Below are 18175 nucleotides of genomic sequence, written 5' to 3' on the forward strand. Positions count from 1 at the left end.
GTTACCCCGGCCTTTTCCTGAAAAGTGTGTGGTGCTAGTGCTCAGCCTGCTTTGCTTGAGATTACCTTCGGCTTGGTTGCACCGCTACCGTTGATGGAAATCTTGCGCGGCTTCATGGCTTCGGGTATCACGCGCTCCAGTTCAATGTGAAGCAATCCATCCTTCATTGTGGCAGTACTGATTTCGATAAAATCTGCAAGCTGGAATCGGCGTTCGAAGTTACGTCCGGCGATGCCACGATGGAGGTATTGAATACCCTCATTTTCACTGTCGGATTGCGTGCCTCGGATGATCAGCATCTGATCATGAACGGTGACGTCAAGCTGGTCTTCGCTGAAACCAGCAACGGCCATGGAAATTCGGTACGTATCTTCGCCGTGCTTTTCGATATTATACGGAGGCCAGTTAGACTGGCTGTCCAGATTTCCAGCCATCATGCTATCCACAAGATTGGCCATTCGGTCAAAACCGATAGCAGTCCGGAATACAGGGGTAAGATCAAGAGTATTCATCGCATCCTCCTTTGAAGCAATGCATTTATCTGTTAAGGGCATTTTATGCTGCCATTATGGCCAGCGACTTGCCCATCAGCACCATCATGGTCGCTGATATATTGTATATGGGAAGGGCGCGCTTAAAATACAAGGCCGCCCATAAGGGCGGCGCTGTTATAAGAAAAACTATGTAAATGGGTTAGCTTTTGGTTCCCAGATTTCCAAAACGCTTGTTGAAGCGGGCAACCTGACCGCCGCTGTCAAGAATACGATGCTGGCCAGTCCATGCCGGGTGGGATTTCGGGTCGATATCCAGCTTCAATACATCCCCTTCACTGCCCCAGGTGGAGCGGGTCTTGTATTCGGTACCATCGGTCATGACCACGGTAATTTCGTGGTATTCCGGGTGAAGATCTTTTTTCATGTTCAAGCTCCATGGAGTCACCATGCCGACGGTGACCAAATCTTGTCCGATGCGGTATAGCGAATTGATGTCGACCATGCAAGCCCTAATCCAATACGTCATGGGGGATAAAGGCTCTTCTTTGGTCATACGCTCTCTGGAGTTGTAGAGAAGATGTGCTAATGTCAGTCTATGCATAAGAATTTATCTGCTTCCACTCCGAAAGGGGTGAAAAACCTGACACCGCTGAAAACTCTCTGGCCCTGGATTAAACCGCATCGAATGGAGGTGATCAAGGCTCTGGGGGCTATCGTTCTGGTTGCTGCCGCATTGCTATCCCTGGGGCGTGGAATAGCTTTTCTGGTTGATAGCGGCCTTGGGGAGAGGAATAGCGCACTGCTTGATAGGGCGGTGATCATTTGTCTTGGCATAACCGTGATGCTAGCCTTTGGAAGTTATCTGCGGGCGGTGCTGATCAACACGGTTGCGGAGCGAATCATTGCCGATATTAGAAAAGCCGTTTTCAGGCACACACTTGGGCTTTCAACAGCCTGGTTTGAAAATCACCGGACAGGGGACATTATCTCGACCCTGACAGTGGATACAACCCTGATCCAGACTGTGCTGGCTTCAACACTCTCCATGGCGATGCGTAACTTGCTCGTTCTTGCCGGCGGGGTGGTCATGATTATCCTGACCTCACCCAAACTCACGCTCATCATAGCTGCCGTTATTCCCGTCGTGGTGGTGCCCGTGATTGTTCTGGGGCGGCGATTAAGAACACAGTCCAGGCTTGTCCAGGACACATTGGCCACCGTTTCGGTTGAGGCGGAAGAAACGCTTGCTGCCATTCAAACGGTACAAGCATTCGGACGTGAAGACTCAATGGCCGCAAGGTTTAATGCCGTGACCGAAAAAACTTTTGAGACATCACTCAAGCGACTGGTTCTCCGTGGCGCGATGGGTGGTGTGGTTATACTGCTTGTTTTCTCTGCCATCACGTTCATTCTTTGGATTGGGGGACAGGATCTCCTGGCTGGCAAAATGTCGGCGGGTGATCTATCGGCATTCGTTTTTTACTCGGCTTTGGTGGCATCTTCTGTTGGGGCTCTTTCCGATATGGCGGGGGAGCTTCAACGTGCGGCAGGTGCATCAGAACGTATTGCTGTACTTCTTGATGACCACTCTTCACTTCTGGAATCATCAGAGCCTGTTGCTATACCGGGTGGGGCGCTCGGCATTACTTTTGAAAACGTCTCTTTTCATTACAACACGCGGCCGGATATGCCTGCTCTTTCTGAACTTGACCTTGATATAAGACCTTCGGAACGTGTTGCGCTGGTTGGCCCGAGCGGTGCCGGCAAGTCAACCCTGATCGGTCTTATCCTGCGGTTGTTTGATCCGGTTGAAGGGCGGGTGCTGATCGGCGGTGTTGACGCTCGAAAGGCACGGCTCCAGGATCTCAGGGGTGTCATGGGATTTGTACCCCAGCAGACAGCACTTTTTTCTGGAACAATTGCCGATAATATTCTCTTTGGCCGCTTGGATGCAGGAGTTGATGCTATGCGGGAGGCGTCCCGCCGCGCCCATGTTGAGGAATTCGTAGCCACCCTGCCCCAAGGTTACGATACGCCAATTGGTGAAAAGGGGATAAGGCTATCCGGGGGGCAGCGCCAGCGACTGGCTATCGCCAGGGCAATACTGCGCAACCCAGCCATACTTCTTCTTGACGAGGCAACCTCGTCACTTGACGCCCAGTCCGAGCAGGTTGTGCAAGATGCGCTAGAAGAGCTCATGAAGGGCAGGACAACGGTGGTGATTGCCCATCGCCTTTCCACCGTGCTCAACGCTGATCGCATCATCGTGCTCGACAGAGGGCAAGTCATAGCAACAGGCACGCATGAAGAGTTGCTCGCAACCTGCGGCCTTTATCATGAACTGGCATCCTTACAGTTCATCACGTCCGGCAACATGCAGTGAGCTGTCCTGATCATGGATGCTGTTAAATAAACCGAGTTTTAGCGATGGGTAAGTTTCAACTCAATGCGTCGGTTCTTGGCGCGAGCATCGGGGGTATCGGCTTTATCAATAGGCTGGAACTCGCCAAAGCCGGAAGCGGCAAGCCGTTCCGGCTCCATGCCCGCCAGAATCAGATACCGGACCACTGAAAGGGCACGTTCAGTTGAAAGGTCCCAGTTGTCACGAAACCGTGTGGTACTGATAGGCAGATTATCAGTGTGCCCGGTAACTTGCAGAACCCAGTCAATATCTGTCGGGATTGCATCGGAAATTTCACGCAAGGCGTTGCTGAGTTCCATCAGTTGCTTTTCGCCGTCTTCGCCAATATCTGCAGAGCCGAGTTCAAACAGCACTTCCGATTGGAAAACAAACCGGTCGCCGACAATACGGATATCGGACCTGTTTTTGAGCACTTCGCGCAGACGGCCAAAGAACTCTGATCGGAAGCGCTGCAGTTCAGCTACTTTGCTGCTCAGCGCGTTGTTCAACTGTTTGGTCAGATTGACACTGACTTCCTTTGCCTTGCGGGCTTCTTCTTCTTTCTCATCCAGCAGAGCCTGGAGTTGACCAAGTTTGGTTTTGAGGGCATTGACCGATTGAGTCAGGATCTGAATTTCCAGGCGAGTTGCGGAAATCTGCTTGTCCTTTTCACCAAGAGCTGCTTCGCGTTCTGCATTTTTGAGACGAAGTTCTTCAAGTTTGACCTCGATAGCGGCCATGACAAGTGCCTGTTCATCGAGTTGAGATAGGGCATTATCGCGGGCAGATTCGGCCAGTTCAGCGCGGCTGATCGTTTCCGAAAGTGATACCGAAAGCTCATCGCGTGTCTTTTCAGCCTCTTCTGCCCGTGCGGTAAGAACTTCCAGCGCCAGGGTCAGTCTATCACGTTCATTCTCAATGCCCTTGGACTTTTCGGTTAATGCCCTCAAGGTATCTTCAAGTGTGTTTTTTTCCTGCCGTGATGTATTAAGGGAGGCGTCAAGTTCGGCGATACGGCTCGATAACGCATCCTTTTCTTTGATGGATTCATCCAGCTGAATCTGCAGTTGTGCGATTGTTGATGTAAGTCGGCTGGTTTCAGCTTTTTCCATATTCAGCAATTCCGCAAGTGAGGCAATCTCTCCACGGAGCTGTTGCAGGGTGGCATCCTGGCCCGATACCCGCTGGGCAAGATTGATCTGAATGAGAAAAAACACCATCAGGACAAAGATGATGACCATCAGCAAGGTGGCGAGGCCATCAACAAATCCAGGCCAAATAAAGGCCTCAACGCCGCGGGTTGAACGATGACGCGCCAGTGCCATGGGTCAGGGTTTCTTCATCATCAGGGAAATGGTTTTGGACAGCGCCCTGATTTCAGTTGTCAGTGTTGAAGTCATTTCGTTGCGGTCTGCCTTCATTTCACGTGCCAGCATGATAAGAGCGGCTTCGAGATTGGATATATTTTCTGAAAGAAGCGTATCGTTCTTCACCTGGGCATTATATTGGGCAAGTTTGGCGGTGAGATCACGCAAGCTTTCGGTAACCTGGCTGCGTTCAGCTTCTCCAGTCTCAATCACCCGGGCAAGATGAAGCATGCTTTCCGCCGCTGCCTCGGAGATCCCCTGAACCATTTCAGGCCCCATGGAGGGCATGTCGGTAACCTTGTCTAGGCGAACCGATTTGGAAAGCCAGTCTTCAACATCGGTGTAAAAACGGCCCGAAGCCTGGCCAAGCTGAAGATCAAGGAAACCGAGCACGAGCGAGCCGGCCAGCCCGAACAAGGATGAAGAAAACGCCGTTGCCATTCCCAAAAGGGGTGCATCAAGACCGGTTTTCAGTTGCGCCATCATGGCAGTCATGTCACCAAGACTAGTATCTATGCCGCCCACCACACTACCTACAGCCTGAACCGTGCTTAGCAAGCCCCAGAATGTTCCGAGTAGGCCGAGAAAAACAAGCAACCCGATCATATATCTTGAAATCTCACGGCTTTCATCGAGACGAACAGCCACGCCATCCAATACCGAGCGCATGTTCTGCGCGGACAAGGTGCTTTTCCGGCCATCCTGTTCGGCCATGATGACGGCCACCGGCGCAAGAAGGGATGGACGCATCGAAACACCTGATCGAGGGGTGTTTCGTGAGAAGTCCAGCATCCAGTAATGTTCCGGTATCAGGCGCAGGATCTGGCGGATGATGAAGGCTATGCCAATCAGAAGGGCAAAAAGGATGATGCTGTTTATCACCATATTTCCCATGAAGGCAGATTGAAGTGGCTGAAAAAGCCCTGTGCAGACAGCAATGACTGCCAACAGGAAAATGATCATGCGGATCAGATAACGGCGTGGATTCGTCATGGCCAGAACCTCCGATAATGAGTGTATCACTATCTGGGCAATTTGGCAGAATTATGTAAAAGAGATTAAAGCAGGTATCAGTTGTTCAGGCGACCTTTGCGGAGCAGTTTAAGGAAATCGCCATGAACTATGCCATTTGCAGCCACGACATCACCTGAGGTCAGCGCCCGGTCGCGTGAGGCGAAGTCAGAAACAAATCCCCCCGCTTCCCGAACGATCAACACACCAGCAGCAATGTCCCAGAGGCTGAGTTGATGCTCCCAGAACCCGTCGTAACGTCCAGCTGCCACCCAGGCAAGATCCAGCGCTGCCGAACCAAGGCGGCGAACTCCGGAAGTTTCTCCCATTACTGCCCCAAGCTCACGCTGGAAGGTTTCGTGATCCTTGACATCTCCACGTCCCATGAAGGGGATGCCTGTCGCGAAAAGACAGTCCTGCATGCTGCGGCGGCCTGAAACACGCATGCGGCGATCGTTAAGAAACGCACCCTTTCCCTGCTCAGCGAAGAAAAATTCATTCCGGATCGGATCAAAAATGCCGCCAGCAATGACTTTGCCTCCAGCGTTCAGCGGTTTATCGATGGCGGCAATGGAGATGCTGAAATGTGGAATGCCGTGGATATAGTTAGTTGTGCCGTCAAGGGGGTCGATAATCCAGCTTGGTCCATCGGTTTCCGCAGGTGGAATCACGCCACCTTCTTCCATGATGAACCCCCAGTCTGGCCGTGCGTGCCTGAGTTCGCGCATCAGTGTTTTTTCGGCATCGGTGTCGGCATTGGAGACAAAATCACCAACACCTTTTCGGGAAATCTGGAGGTTTTCGACTTCACCGAAGTCCCGGACAAGTCCTCGGGCTGCCTTTTCCGATGCTCGAAAAATGACATTGATCAGCGCGGACTGGTTCATTTCAACTAATCCTTGGCGCGTTCGACGTAGCTGCAGTCTTCTGGTTTGACAACGATGCGGGTGCCGGTTTCGATATGCGGGGGAACCATGACCTTGATCCCTCCTTCAACAACCGCAGGCTTATAGCTGGAGGAAGCAGTTTGTCCCTTGACCACGGCATCGGCCTCAAGAACCTCGACCACCACAGTATCGGGAAGCTGAATTGAAATCGGCTCTCCTTCATGGCTGTTGACGGTAACGGTCATGCCATCCTGAAGGAAAATCGCCTGGTCACCAACTAGCGAGGAGGGCACGGCAATCTGCTCAAATGTTTCGCTATCCATGAAAATCAGGTTATCACCATCGGCATAGAGATAGGTTGAGGTGCCTTCCTGCAGAATTACGCGCTCTACGGTTTCAGAGGAACGGAAGCGTTCGTTGAGCTTGGTTCCATCTCGGATATCTCTTAGTTCAACCTGGGCAAATGCACCGCCCTTGCCAGGTTTCACATGTTGAATCTTTACCGCTGCCCAAAGCCTGTTGTTGTGTTCTATAACATTGCCTGGACGAATGGCGTTGCCGTTGATCTTCATCTCGAAACCTGCTTTCGGTGAGCCGATCTAGTCTCGACCCTTGTAAATGTTAATGACTGTGTTGAGCAGAGCCAACGCTTCTTCGCGTGGGCGCTGAAAGGTATTTCGGCCAATGATCGAGCCGGAAGCCCCACCATCACGAAGGGCCCGGATTTCATTCAGCAAACCTTCGGTATCCTTTGCCGCTCCACCGGAAAACACCACCAGACGGCGCCCGTTGAAAGCCGAATCCACGATATGGCGAACCCGTTCAGCGAGTGTTGCCGAAGGAATATTCTGGCTTTCGTAGACTTTTTTGGCGTCCGTGTTTTCAAGATGATCTGTCGGGGGTTTAACCTTGATAATATGCGCGCCGAGTAGAGCTGCCATATGGGCAGCATAGGCAGCGATATCAAGTGCAGTTTCACCTTCTTTGGAAAGAGTGCCACCGCGTGGATAGGACCACAGTACCACCGCAAGGCCGAGGGCCTTGGCTTCGGCGGTCATTTCCTGAAATTCGCTCATCATGTCAAAGGCAGCATCTGAACCGGGATAGATGGTATAACCAATTGCGCTGCATCCCAATCTAAGCGCCTCGCTGACCGACCCCGTGATTGCCTGACTTGGAGCCGGGCCACCCTGGGCAAGGGAGTTGGATGAATTCACTTTGAGAATAGTCGGTATCTGGCCGGCAAAGGTATCTGCTCCAGCCTCAAGCATGCCAAGAGGGGCAGCATAGGCCGACAGGCCGGCATCAATGGCTAGCTGATAATGATAATGCGGGTCATAAGCTGGTGGATTGGGCGCAAAACTCCGTGCAGGCCCATGCTCAAATCCCTGATCAACGGGAAGGATAACAAGTTTGCCTGTACCGCCCAGTTTACCCTGCATCAGGATCCGGGCGAGGTTAGCTTTTACCCCGGGACTGTCGGATTCATAATTGTCAAGGATACGGCGGACAGTGCGTGTTATCTTCATCGTTGGAGCTCCATGAAACCGGTTTAATCCACAGGGCCAAGCATTACGCTATTCGATGTTAGGACGTCAATATGAATCCCCCCTTTCTGATCTATTGATGTGGGGATCATTTATGAAAGATGTTGATCGGAGGCGGGTTCAGCACGGATAATGATAAGGGCGGCGGGGTTATTTTTCTTGAATTGACGGGCAGGTGCGAATCTCTCTATTGTGATACTGGTGTAACTTATGAGCCTAACCGCACAGAATTACATTGAAAGATGACAATCACTCAGATTGTTTCCGCAACGGCTTTCAGGATAATTGTCCTGAAACGCAAAGCAACGGATGGACATTGGGATGACCACGCGCCTTGAAATAGCATTTCAGCGGCTTGAAGCGGCAGTGGAATCTCTGGAGAAGAGACAGTTTGCTGAACTTGATGCCAGGCAAATGGAAAGTTCACCTGGAGCGGCCAACCCCAATATGCAAAATGGTGAGATCAATGCTATCCGGCAGTTGGTTGATCAGGCTTTGATGATCTTGGCTGAGGAGAAGAAACACGATACAGATGCTGGAGGGGGCGGCCATGACTGAAAACCGCGTCTCTGTTCATATCAACGGTCAGGATTATCCCATGGTCTGCGCACCTGGCGAGGAAACCAAGGTGCTGGCCTTAGGTGAAAGGATCGATGGAGTCGTTCGCCAGGTTTCTTCGGTCTCGGGACCCATCAGCGAGACACGTCTTTTGGTCATGGCAGCGCTTATTCTTACCGATCAGTTGACTGAACTTGAAAATGCTACGACCACCAGCACCCATAACAAGGCAGATGTTCCTGATGAAGATAGCCTAGCATCAGTTATTGAAAAGATTGCCATGCGTCTCGAAACGCTTGCATCAAGAGACTGAACAGCCTACATCAGAATTACCGCAGCTGGAATGTGCGCCAGGTTAACGTATCCCTGGGGCCATAAGACATCTCTTGGGAGTTGCCTCTGTCCGGGTTGTGGCCCGGGTATCGTGACGCCCACCTGCTAAGCAGGCCACAGAGGATTGTCCATACCAGCGGCATTCTGGCTGTCGGCAACAGGCGTGGTCCCGATGAAGTAATGTCAATCCGGGAGAGACTGTCCTAATGCTTCGCCCCTGTTACTGGGATGATTACATGAAGTTCAAGAGGAGAAGAGGACAGGGGATCGGTATGACAAATAGGGAAACCACATCACTTGAAGACCAAAAAGCAGCGTTGCGCAAAACCATGTCTGGCATCCGCAAAGAAGCGGCGCTTGATTTGAATGCCGCCGGAGAGCTGGCTGAATTTGCTACGGCTTTGTTGGAAATATTCAAGCCTCAACCAGATTCAATTGTCGCAGGATACTGGCCAATTCGAACAGAACTCGACCCGAGACCACTTATGCAGAAACTTGCTATGGCAGGATTAGTAACGTCACTTCCAGCAACACCTGAGCCGGGCAAACCGCTTAATTTTCATCTCTGGCGAGAAGGAGATCCAGTCATTGACGGTCTATACGGTACATCAGAACCTGGCCCGGATTCCCCGCAATGCGCACCGGATATTCTGCTTGTGCCCATGTTGGCCTTTGATGATGATTGCTTTCGGCTTGGGTATGGTGGGGGCTTTTATGACCGAAGCCTTGCCGTTTTGCGCCAGCACAAGCAGGAGGTCAGGGCAGTCGGCATTGCTTTCGCCTCCCAGCGCGTTCAGCATGTGCCCCGCGGCGAGCACGATGCCAGGCTGGATGCGGTGCTGACACCGGAGGGTTTTGTCTTACCAGAGCAAGGCGTAAACTGATCCTGGAATTGAAACAAAAGGGTTTCGGAAAGGCAGATAATGCGGATACTTTTCCTAGGTGATGTGGTGGGGCGAAACGCCCGTAAAAAGGTAATGGAAAGCCTGAAATCACTGCGCCATGAGCTTGATCTGGACTTTATTATTGTGAATGTCGAAAACGCTGCTGGCGGTTTTGGTGTCACCCCGGAGATCGCCCAGGGTTTTCTTGATGCCGGGGCGGATGTGCTTACAACCGGCAACCATGTCTGGGACAAGCGCGATATCATTCCCTTCATCGACAAGGAAAATCGGCTGATCCGGCCGTTCAACATGGTTGAAGGAACACCAGGGAAGGGGATGGTCACCGTCGTCAATGACAAAGGGTTGCGGCTGGCTGTTGCTAATCTGATCTGCAATCTCTTCATGGCTGAAAATGAAAATGTCTTCAGCGCGCTGGATAAGGTGCTGATCCGCACCGCCCTTGGCCGGGACGCGGATGCAATCGTGATTGACGTTCACGGCGAAGCCACATCGGAAAAATCAGCGATTGGGTTTGCTGCTGATGGCCGGGTCTCTCTTGTTGTTGGAACCCACACTCATATTCCTACAGCGGATCAACGGATTTTGCCGAAAGGAACCGCGTACCAGACCGACTCCGGGATGTGTGGCGATTATACCTCAATCATTGGCATGGACCCCGAGGCCGCGGTGGGCCGTTTTATCGGCAAACCACAAGGCCGACTGGAGGTTGCAAAGGGTGAAGCTACGCTTTGCGGGGTGGTGGTGGAAACTGATGATGCCACAGGACTTGCCAGAACGATTTCCCCTTTCCGCCGGGGAGGCGTGCTTGCCTCTACACAAAAAGATACCAGCAGTTGAGTTTTTATCGGCTTTTCTGTTAAATTTCTGCTAGATATTGACCTAACACTGATGACAACAGGGATAGACCATGGCAGGGCATTCCAAATTCAAGAATATCATGCACCGCAAGGGCGCCCAAGACGCTAAGCGGGCAAAGGTTTTCACCCGGCTTATCAAAGAATTGGCAGTGGCGGCGAGAAGTGGCATAGATCCGGAATCCAACCCGCGTCTACGGACGGCGCTTTCAGCATGCCGAGCTGCCAATATGCCGAAAGACAATATCGAACGCGTGCTCAAAAAAGCCGAAGGCGGCGATGGTGACAACTATGATGAGATCCGGTATGAGGGCTATGGCCCGGGCGGAGTTGCCCTCATCGTTGAGGCACTGACCGACAACCGAAATCGAACAGCATCCGAAGTCCGGGCAACATTCAACAAATATGGTGGCAACTTAGGAGAGACCGGTAGCGTCAATTTCATGTTTGATCGGGTGGGGCAGATGATCTACCTCGCCGATGCCGCCGATGCCGAGGCGATATTTGAGGCAGCGCTTGAAGCCGGAGCCGACAATGTCGAAAGTGATGATAGCGGGCATGAAATTACGACTGCCCCTGAAGATTTCAATACCGTGCGTGAAATGATGGAAAGCCAGTTCGGCGCACCGGAGGAGGCAGGTCTTGCCTGGAAGCCGCAGAATACCACGCTGGTGAATGAAGATCAGGCCCAGACATTGATGAAACTTTTGAATGCTCTGGATGATCTTGACGATGTCCAGAGCGTTGCGTCGAATTTTGATATTGATGATGACGTGATGGCAAAACTCGCAGGCTGATACCTGCCTATATCTGAAAACACCCAATAAGGGGGGCAATTTGCGCATCTGCGGGATAGATCCGGGCTTAAGAAATACCGGCTGGGGCATAATTGATATTAATGGTAATAGCCTAAAATGGGTGGCCGATGGTGTTATCCGCCCTGATCCTGAACTACCTGATGCTGAGCGGCTTCTTGTGATCAGCCATGATCTTTCGTCGCTCTTGAGCCTCTACAAACCTCAGCAGGCTGCGATTGAGGAGATTTTTGTTGCCCAAAGCGCGGCATCGGCGCTCAAACTCGGAATGGCAAGAGGGTCAGCGTTGATAGCTTTGGCTGAATATGGCCTTAAGGTAGAGGCTATTTCTGCCCGCCGGGTGAAACAGAACCTCACGGGTTCAGGACGTGCTGATAAAAATCAGGTCACGGCCATGGTCTCCCGTCTGCTTGGCGTAACGCCGAGTTCCACCGATGCGGCAGACGCGCTCGCCATTGCCATCGCCGCCAGCCATGACCGCAGTTCTTTATCTGAACCTGACCAGGGTACCTTACTGGACAAGGCGATTGCACGAGCGCTGGCAAAGGAAAATATCTCATGATTGCACGACTTTCCGGAACTCTGGTCGAAATAGGCGAAAGCCATGCGGTCTTGATGGCTGGTGGTGTTGGCTACATGTTTCAGGCTACCAGCCGATGTCTTGCCCGAATGGGCGGTGTTGGCGCCGAAGTGATGATACTCATCGATACTCAGATCCGTGATGATCGGATCATTCTTACCGGTTTCTCAAATGCTGCGGTTAAGGATGTCTTCACCCTGCTCCAAACAGTTCAGGGAGTTGGGTCAAAGGCTGCACTTTCTATTCTCTCCGCGCTTAGCCCTGATGATCTGATGCTGGCGATATCCGCCGGTGACAAGGCGATGATCACCCGTGCTGACGGTGTTGGTCCCAAACTTGCCCAGCGTATTGTGAATGAGCTTGGTGAAAAGGTTTCAAGCCTTACCCTCGGCCCTCAGGCTGGATCTGCAGATCCGTCAAGCCCGGATCAGGCAGCGATCCGGGATGCGATCTCGGCTCTTGTCAATCTCGGCTATGGACGTGCTGAAGCACATGCCGCTGTTGTTGCCGTATCGGCGGGGATGGCGGGAGCTTCTCTTGAAGCGCTCCTTCCTGCTGCCCTCAAGGAGCTTGGTCAATGAGTGATGATACCAGGCTGGTGAGCCCGGCACCGCTACAGGGGAGCGATGACAGTCTGCGTCCGGGGCGGCTTGATGATTTCATCGGCCAGGGGCAGGGACTTGGTAACCTCGCAACATTCATTACTGCGGCAAGGGGAAGGGGGGATGCGATGGATCATGCTCTGCTTCACGGGCCGCCTGGGCTTGGCAAGACAACTCTTGCCCAGATCATAGCCCATGAACTTGGCGTCGGGTTTCGGGCAACATCAGGTCCTGTAATTGCACGCGCCGGTGATCTCGCGGCTCTCCTGACCAACTTGCAACCAAGAGACGTGCTGTTCATTGATGAGATTCATCGCCTTAATCCTGCCGTAGAAGAAGTGTTATATCCCGCTATGGAAGATTTTCAACTTGATCTCATTATCGGTGAAGGACCTTCGGCACGGTCGGTGCGGATTGATCTGCCTCCCTTTACGCTGGTCGGTGCAACAACTCGTTCAGGGCTGTTGACGACACCGCTTCGTGACCGTTTTGGAATTCAGATGCGAATGCAGTTCTACACCCATGATGAACTGAAAACCATCCTTCTTCGTCTCGCGGGAAAGCTTGGCATGCCACTGACCGACGATGGAGCAGCTGAAGTTGCTCGCCGATCACGAGGCACGCCGCGGGTGGCTGGACGACTCTTGCGCCGGGTTCGCGATATCACCGCTGTTGCCGGAGATGAAAAGGTGGGCGCGGGTGAAGCTGATGCCGCACTTGTCAAGCTTGGTGTCGACCGGTCTGGAATGGATGCGATGGATCGAAGGTATCTTGAATGCCTAGCCGAGAACTATGGTGGTGGTCCTGCCGGGGTGGAAACCCTTGCTGCGGTTTTGGCAGAACAGCGCGATGTGCTTGAGGAAGTTATTGAGCCGTATCTGATGCAGACCGGACTGCTTATGCGGACCCCGCGGGGGCGGTGTCTGTCTCGTTCAGGATGGGAATATATTGGTTTGGAACCCCCGAAGGGTGCCCAGCTTGATCTGCTTTCGGAGAGGGATGTCGATGAAGGCTGAAGGGATTGATCTTGATGTGCTGATGGATGGCTGGATTGAAGGAGATACCCATCTATACCCCTTGGTTGTCCAGTATGAGGATACCGATGCTGCAGGCATTGTCTATCATGCGAATTATATCAGTTACGCTGAACGGGCACGCACAGCATTGTTGCGATGTATGGGGGTGGAGATGAATGCCCTTATCGAGCGTGGTGATATCATTGTCATCAGCCGCATTGAGATAGATTACCGGAAACCTTCGGTGATCGGTGATCGGCTTTTTGTCCGCACGAGTCGCTTCCGGCTGGGGCGGACAACCCTGAACATGCTTCAGGTAATCAGTGATGCGGATGAAATAACCCGCGCATCGCTTGAAGTCCGGGGCGCTTTTGTTTCGGCATCAGGGGGCAGGCCTGTGCGGGTGCCTGCAGATGTTCGTGCAAAGATGGATAAATTTACTTCTGGTAATGAATAAAGCATAGCGAGAGGGTATCATGCAGGAAGGTATCGAAACGACATTATCCGTGACCAGTCAGGATCTAAGTATCTGGGGTCTTTTTCTGGCAGCAGACCTGGTTGTCAAGGCGGTCATGTTGCTGCTGGTGCTGGCCTCGATATGGTCTTGGGCGATCATCTTCGAAAAACTCAGATCGATACGGCGTGAGTATAGTTTTGCCGATGATTTCGAAGATGATTTCTGGTCTGGTGGTAAGGTAGATACACTTTATGACAATCTTGGTGATAAACCTGATGGTGTGATGCCACGTGTGTTTGTATCCGCTATGCGGGAATGGCACCGTGCCAATGGCCGTGGCGTTAATGGCCAGAATGGGATCCATTCTCTTTCCCAGCGTATTGAGAGGACAATGTCGGTAACCATTTCGCGTGAACTGACACATCTCGAAAAAGGCATGACCTTTCTCGCATCAGTCGGGTCTGTCGCGCCTTTTGTAGGTCTCTTTGGTACGGTCTGGGGTATCATGAACTCCTTCCAATCCATCGCCCAGTCAAAGAATACCTCGCTTGCAGTGGTTGCTCCCGGTATCGCTGAAGCCTTGTTTGCTACTGCTCTCGGTCTGGCGGCAGCAATCCCGGCGGTGGTTGCCTATAACCGTTTTTCAAGCCAGATCGAAAGCCTTGCGTCCCGACTCGAAACATTCAGCGGTGAATTCAGCACCTTGTTGAGCCGCCAGTTAGACGAAAGGTAAGCCGGCAATGGGTGTTCAGCTTGGATCCTCAGGCCAGCGACGTGGCCGCCGCAAACTTCGTCCTATGGGGGAGATCAACGTTACGCCTCTTGTCGATGTGATGCTGGTGTTGCTTATCGTTTTCATGGTGACGGCACCACTTCTGACCGTCGGTGTGCCGGTTGATCTGCCAAAGACAAAGGCTTCCCAGATTTCGGACGATCAAACCCCGATGGTGGTCACCATCAAGCCTGATGGTGAAATTGCCTTGCAGAACCGGATTATCGGCTTGGAAGAACTTCTGCCAAGGCTAGAAGCAGTTGCCCGGGCCAAACCAGAAACCCGTGTCTTTGTTCGTGGCGACCAAAACGTTTCCTATGGGGAAGTGATAGAGGTCATGGGTCGTATCCAGGAAGCAGGATTCAGCCGCGTTGCATTGATCACGAAACTTCCGGAAGAGAACTGATACATGATGATGGTGCGCGGCTCGGCCATAGGTCAGTCCATTGCTTTTCATGTCCTTGTGGTGGCGGTGTTCTTTCTGGGTATGCCGCTTCTAAGTCGTGATATCGCACCTGAACAACCTATTCTGACCGTGGAAATCATCCAGACACTTGATGACACTAATCTCAAAGAGGGATTTGAAGGGAAAACTGAACCCAAACCCCAGCCCTCAGATGAGGTAAAGGAGCCTGAAGCACCGCCACCACCGCCGCCACCCCCACCTGCTCCGGCGCCTCCTCCACCTGCCCCTGCTCCGGCTCCTGCCCCCGAAGCAAAGATTGTTGCCGAGGACGCGGTGCCGCTCCCTTCGCCAAAACCAAAGCCGAAAAAGGCGCCTCAATCCGCCCCGCCCAAGCCCAAGGCCAAACCTGTCGATGTTCAGGCACCACCTCAACGTCCGGTTACCAAATCGCCGGATTACAAAAAGAAAAAGGAACAGCAACTTCAGCTTGCCAGCAACCTGCAGAATCTGATTGAGAACAAATCCCAGCGGCAACGTGAGGAAAAAGAAAAGGAAGACAAGAAGAAAGAGACCAAGGACAAACTGAAGGACATCCTCGCTTCACAGCAGAACAAGAAGAAAGAGGATGAGGCCAAAGCTGAAACCAAGGACAAGGTAACGCAACTGGTAGGTCAGGCGCTGAATGCGCCGAAAACCGTATCCGGGCCACTCGGAATGTCTGTGATTGACCAGCTTAGAAGTCATCTGGCCGAATGCTGGTCCCCGCCGCCCGGGGCGGCAGGTGCAGATGCCCTTATTGTTGACATAATTGTGCGTCTAAATTCAAAGGCGGAGGTTGAATATGTTGGTATCGTCGAAACAGCCCGCTATAAAAGCAACCAGACCTTCAAGGCGGCGGCGGATGCCGTCATGCGGGCGGTTTTTGAATGTAGCCCTTTACCGCTTCCTCTTGAGAAGTATGAAATATGGAAAGAATTGCAATTTGAGTTCAATCCGCGTTTTATTACGCGTAACTGAAACCCCGACCCTGTGCACGGCTGAAAGATGATTGCTGTATTTGCTCAACGAATTTTCCTGACATTTGCCATGATACTGCTGGCCACCCTTGCGGTTGCTCAGACGGAAAAGATCACCATTACGGAAGGCAGTATCGAGCCAACCCCTATTGCGATTGCTGATTTTACTGGCCCGGATGGGCTTCCGAGTGATCTGGGGCGAACAATCGCTGAGATAATTGCCAATGATCTTGCCGATTCCGGGATGTTTCGGAATGAGGAATCCGCCGCGCTGATCCCGCCGCCTTCGGCACCATCTATACGTCCGGATTTCTCGGAATGGGAGCCGCTTGGCGTCAAGGCGCTTCTTGTCGGGTCGGCATCACGGAATGCCAACGGTATGGTAGAAGTGGTGTTTATTCTGTGGGATGTGGTAACTCAACGTGAAATCGTTGCCGGGGACGGGGAAACGCCGACAGGCGGCATCCGGCGGATATCTCATCAGATTGCTGATCTTGTCTTTGAGAGTTGGACCGGGGACAAAGGATATTTCGATACTCGAATCGTGTATGTTGAAGAAAGTGGCCCTGTTGACCGCCGGGTAAAGCGGCTGGCGATCATGGATCAGGATGGTCATAACCACACATATCTGACCAACGGCAAATCCTTGGTGCTGACCCCCAGGTTTTCGCCGCAGGTACAGGAAATTGCCTATCTGGATTATTTTAACGACAACCCGAATGTCTACCTGATGGATGTAAGTTCAGGTAAATCCGAGTTGCTTGGAACTTTCCCGGGTATGACGTTTGCCCCACGATTTTCCTTTGATGGCAAGAAGCTGATCATGAGCATGGCCAAGAACGGCCTGACAGATATTTTTGAGATGAATCTGTCAACCCAGCAGATGCGCCAGTTGACAAAAAGCCCTTCAATTGATACCTCCCCATCTTATTCGCCCGATGGACAGCAGATTGTCTTCAACTCTGATCGGGCCGGCACCCAGCAGATTTATGTCATGGACAGCAATGGCAGAAATGTCCGCCGGATCAGTTACGGCAATGGGCGTTACGCGACCCCTGTCTGGTCACCACGTGGCGATATCATCGCTTTCACCAAAATGTACAACGGCCAGTTTTACATCGGAGTGATGAATACCGATGGTTCAGGTGAACGTCTCCTGGCCAAGGGTTTTCTTGTGGAAGCCCCGACCTGGGCGCCCAACGGAAGAGTGCTCATGTATTTCAAGCAGAATCCCACCGCTGATGACGGCTCTGGCGGGGAAACATATCTGTACCGAATTGATATCACAGGCTTTAATGAGAGAAGAATTGTGACGCCGTCTTTTGCTTCTGACCCGGCATGGTCACCGCGTCTGCCGTAAGCCCTGTTTCCATATAAGGCGTGGCAAAAACAGATCATCACGGTCACAGTAGATATGATATTTGAAGAATTTTAGGATAAATTTGACTTAGTTGATGATAAATGGTTGTTTTGTGATGCTGTTTTATGTAAATAGGGAACGAAGTTCCAATAGATATCCTGCGCCGGCAGCTCCGGCAATACTACGGGAGTGTATAAATGACTAACCGCATATTCCCTATCCTGGCTGTGTTGACACTGCTGGCAGCATGTGAGACCGCACCAAAGGATGCAGCAGACGCTGCAGGCTCTGGTGCTTCGAGTTCCTCATCCAGTGATACTTCTGTTTCCTCGACATCATCAGATAGTTCCGCATCATCTGCATCTTCTTCTGCATCGGCTGCGATGACACCTGCAGAAGAGTTGATCAAGATCGGCGACAAGGTGTATTTCGAGTATGACAGTTCTGCCCTTTCTGATGAAAGCAAGGCAACCCTTGCCGCTCAGGCAGCTTTCCTGAAAGCTAATCCTTCGGTCCGGATTACGGTTGAAGGCCATTGCGATGAACGCGGTACCCGTGAGTACAACCTCGCCCTTGGTGAGCGTCGCGCATCGGCAGCAAGAGATTATCTTGTAGCCCAGGGGATCAACAACGCTCGCATCAAGATCATTTCTTATGGCAAGGAGCGTCCCGCATTTATCGGATCCAACCCTTACGCCTACTCAAAGAACCGGCGTGCGGTTAGTATTATCCGCTAAATCAAGAACATATGATATGAAAGCCTGACACCGTTTCGGTGTCAGGCTTTTTTTATG

Annotated in this window: 22 protein-coding genes and 1 other RNA gene; 16 read left to right on the top strand and 7 right to left on the bottom strand. The window is 52.1% G+C overall.

All coding sequences use genetic code 11. The annotated features are described in order from the left end of the window. Positions 1-41: 41 nt before the first annotated feature. Entirely contained in the window at positions 42-512 is a 471-nt protein-coding gene (locus AB8880_02170) for an Hsp20 family protein (protein XDZ66221.1), read from the bottom strand. A 181-nt stretch (positions 513-693) separates the two neighbouring features. Further along, positions 694-918: a 50S ribosomal protein L31 gene (rpmE, locus tag AB8880_02175; protein XDZ66222.1), complete on the bottom strand. Its 225-nt coding sequence runs from the start codon at positions 916-918 to the stop codon at positions 694-696. 261 nt (positions 919-1179) lie between these two features. Here rpmE and AB8880_02180 point away from each other — a divergent pair, with 261 nt between their 5' ends. Further along, complete coding sequence (locus AB8880_02180; GenBank protein XDZ66223.1) at positions 1180-2877, top strand: ABC transporter transmembrane domain-containing protein; 1698 nt, start codon at positions 1180-1182, stop codon at positions 2875-2877. A gap of 38 nt (positions 2878-2915) precedes the next feature. Here AB8880_02180 and AB8880_02185 read toward each other — a convergent pair whose 3' ends face one another. The 5 genes from AB8880_02185 to AB8880_02205 all read right to left on the bottom strand — a co-directional run bounded on the left by AB8880_02185 (position 2916) and on the right by AB8880_02205 (position 7689). Further along, positions 2916-4220 (bottom strand): peptidoglycan-binding protein, encoded by a 1305-nt coding sequence (locus tag AB8880_02185; protein ID XDZ66224.1) that lies wholly within the window; start codon positions 4218-4220, stop codon positions 2916-2918. A 3-nt stretch (positions 4221-4223) separates the two neighbouring features. Further along, a complete protein-coding gene (locus AB8880_02190; protein XDZ66225.1) occupies positions 4224-5255 on the bottom strand; it encodes a biopolymer transporter ExbB in 1032 nt (343 codons plus the stop codon). Between the two features lie 77 nt (positions 5256-5332). Continuing rightward, positions 5333-6160, bottom strand: a complete 828-nt coding sequence (locus AB8880_02195) for an inositol monophosphatase (protein XDZ66226.1) — start codon at positions 6158-6160, stop codon at positions 5333-5335. Between the two features lie 5 nt (positions 6161-6165). Then, a complete protein-coding gene (gene efp / locus AB8880_02200; GenBank protein XDZ66227.1) occupies positions 6166-6732 on the bottom strand; it encodes an elongation factor P in 567 nt (188 codons plus the stop codon). 27 nt (positions 6733-6759) lie between these two features. Continuing rightward, positions 6760-7689, bottom strand: a complete 930-nt coding sequence (locus AB8880_02205; GenBank protein ID XDZ66228.1) for a class I fructose-bisphosphate aldolase — start codon at positions 7687-7689, stop codon at positions 6760-6762. Positions 7690-8028: 339 nt separating this feature from the next. On the opposite strand from AB8880_02205, the gene AB8880_02210 reads away from it, so the two are divergent. The 15 genes from AB8880_02210 to pal all read left to right on the top strand — a co-directional run bounded on the left by AB8880_02210 (position 8029) and on the right by pal (position 18118). Next, on the top strand, positions 8029-8265 hold the full coding sequence (locus tag AB8880_02210) for a hypothetical protein (GenBank protein XDZ66229.1): 237 nt from the start codon (positions 8029-8031) through the stop codon (positions 8263-8265). After that, positions 8258-8578 carry a cell division protein ZapA gene (locus AB8880_02215; protein XDZ66230.1) on the top strand — a complete coding sequence of 107 codons (321 nt, stop codon included), beginning with the start codon at positions 8258-8260 and terminating at the stop codon, positions 8576-8578. The genes AB8880_02210 and AB8880_02215 overlap by 8 nt, the downstream gene beginning before the upstream one ends. 19 nt (positions 8579-8597) lie before the next feature. Next, a non-coding RNA gene (gene ssrS, locus AB8880_02220) (6S RNA) lies at positions 8598-8753 on the top strand. A 117-nt stretch (positions 8754-8870) separates the two neighbouring features. Next, the gene (locus AB8880_02225) at positions 8871-9482 is read left to right on the top strand and encodes a 5-formyltetrahydrofolate cyclo-ligase (protein XDZ66231.1); all 612 of its coding nucleotides are present in this window, start codon (positions 8871-8873) and stop codon (positions 9480-9482) included. Positions 9483-9521: 39 nt separating this feature from the next. Then, positions 9522-10340: a TIGR00282 family metallophosphoesterase gene (locus tag AB8880_02230; protein ID XDZ66232.1), complete on the top strand. Its 819-nt coding sequence runs from the start codon at positions 9522-9524 to the stop codon at positions 10338-10340. A gap of 70 nt (positions 10341-10410) precedes the next feature. Continuing rightward, complete coding sequence (locus tag AB8880_02235) at positions 10411-11154, top strand: YebC/PmpR family DNA-binding transcriptional regulator (protein XDZ66233.1); 744 nt, start codon at positions 10411-10413, stop codon at positions 11152-11154. 40 nt (positions 11155-11194) lie between these two features. Next, a complete protein-coding gene (gene ruvC / locus AB8880_02240) occupies positions 11195-11734 on the top strand; it encodes a crossover junction endodeoxyribonuclease RuvC (GenBank protein ID XDZ66234.1) in 540 nt (179 codons plus the stop codon). Beyond that, entirely contained in the window at positions 11731-12333 is a 603-nt protein-coding gene (gene ruvA, locus AB8880_02245; GenBank protein XDZ66235.1) for a Holliday junction branch migration protein RuvA, read from the top strand. The genes ruvC and ruvA overlap by 4 nt, the downstream gene beginning before the upstream one ends. Continuing rightward, entirely contained in the window at positions 12330-13370 is a 1041-nt protein-coding gene (gene ruvB, locus AB8880_02250; GenBank protein ID XDZ66236.1) for a Holliday junction branch migration DNA helicase RuvB, read from the top strand. The genes ruvA and ruvB overlap by 4 nt, the downstream gene beginning before the upstream one ends. Then, positions 13354-13827, top strand: coding sequence for a YbgC/FadM family acyl-CoA thioesterase (locus AB8880_02255; GenBank protein XDZ66237.1), 474 nt, complete (start codon positions 13354-13356; stop codon positions 13825-13827). The genes ruvB and AB8880_02255 overlap by 17 nt, the downstream gene beginning before the upstream one ends. Before the next feature lie 19 nt (positions 13828-13846). Beyond that, positions 13847-14560 (top strand): protein TolQ, encoded by a 714-nt coding sequence (gene tolQ, locus AB8880_02260; protein XDZ66238.1) that lies wholly within the window; start codon positions 13847-13849, stop codon positions 14558-14560. Between the two features lie 7 nt (positions 14561-14567). Then, the gene (gene tolR / locus AB8880_02265) at positions 14568-15005 is read left to right on the top strand and encodes a protein TolR (protein XDZ66239.1); all 438 of its coding nucleotides are present in this window, start codon (positions 14568-14570) and stop codon (positions 15003-15005) included. Positions 15006-15008: 3 nt separating this feature from the next. Then, complete coding sequence (locus tag AB8880_02270) at positions 15009-16022, top strand: hypothetical protein (protein XDZ66240.1); 1014 nt, start codon at positions 15009-15011, stop codon at positions 16020-16022. Between the two features lie 27 nt (positions 16023-16049). Then, entirely contained in the window at positions 16050-17381 is a 1332-nt protein-coding gene (tolB, locus tag AB8880_02275) for a Tol-Pal system beta propeller repeat protein TolB (protein XDZ66241.1), read from the top strand. A 383-nt stretch (positions 17382-17764) separates the two neighbouring features. Continuing rightward, a complete protein-coding gene (gene pal / locus AB8880_02280) occupies positions 17765-18118 on the top strand; it encodes a peptidoglycan-associated lipoprotein Pal (protein ID XDZ66242.1) in 354 nt (117 codons plus the stop codon). The last annotated feature ends 57 nt before the right edge of the window (positions 18119-18175 follow it).

The sequence above is a fragment of the Alphaproteobacteria bacterium LSUCC0684 genome (genome assembly GCA_041228335.1).
Classification (GTDB): Bacteria; Pseudomonadota; Alphaproteobacteria; order Puniceispirillales; family UBA1172.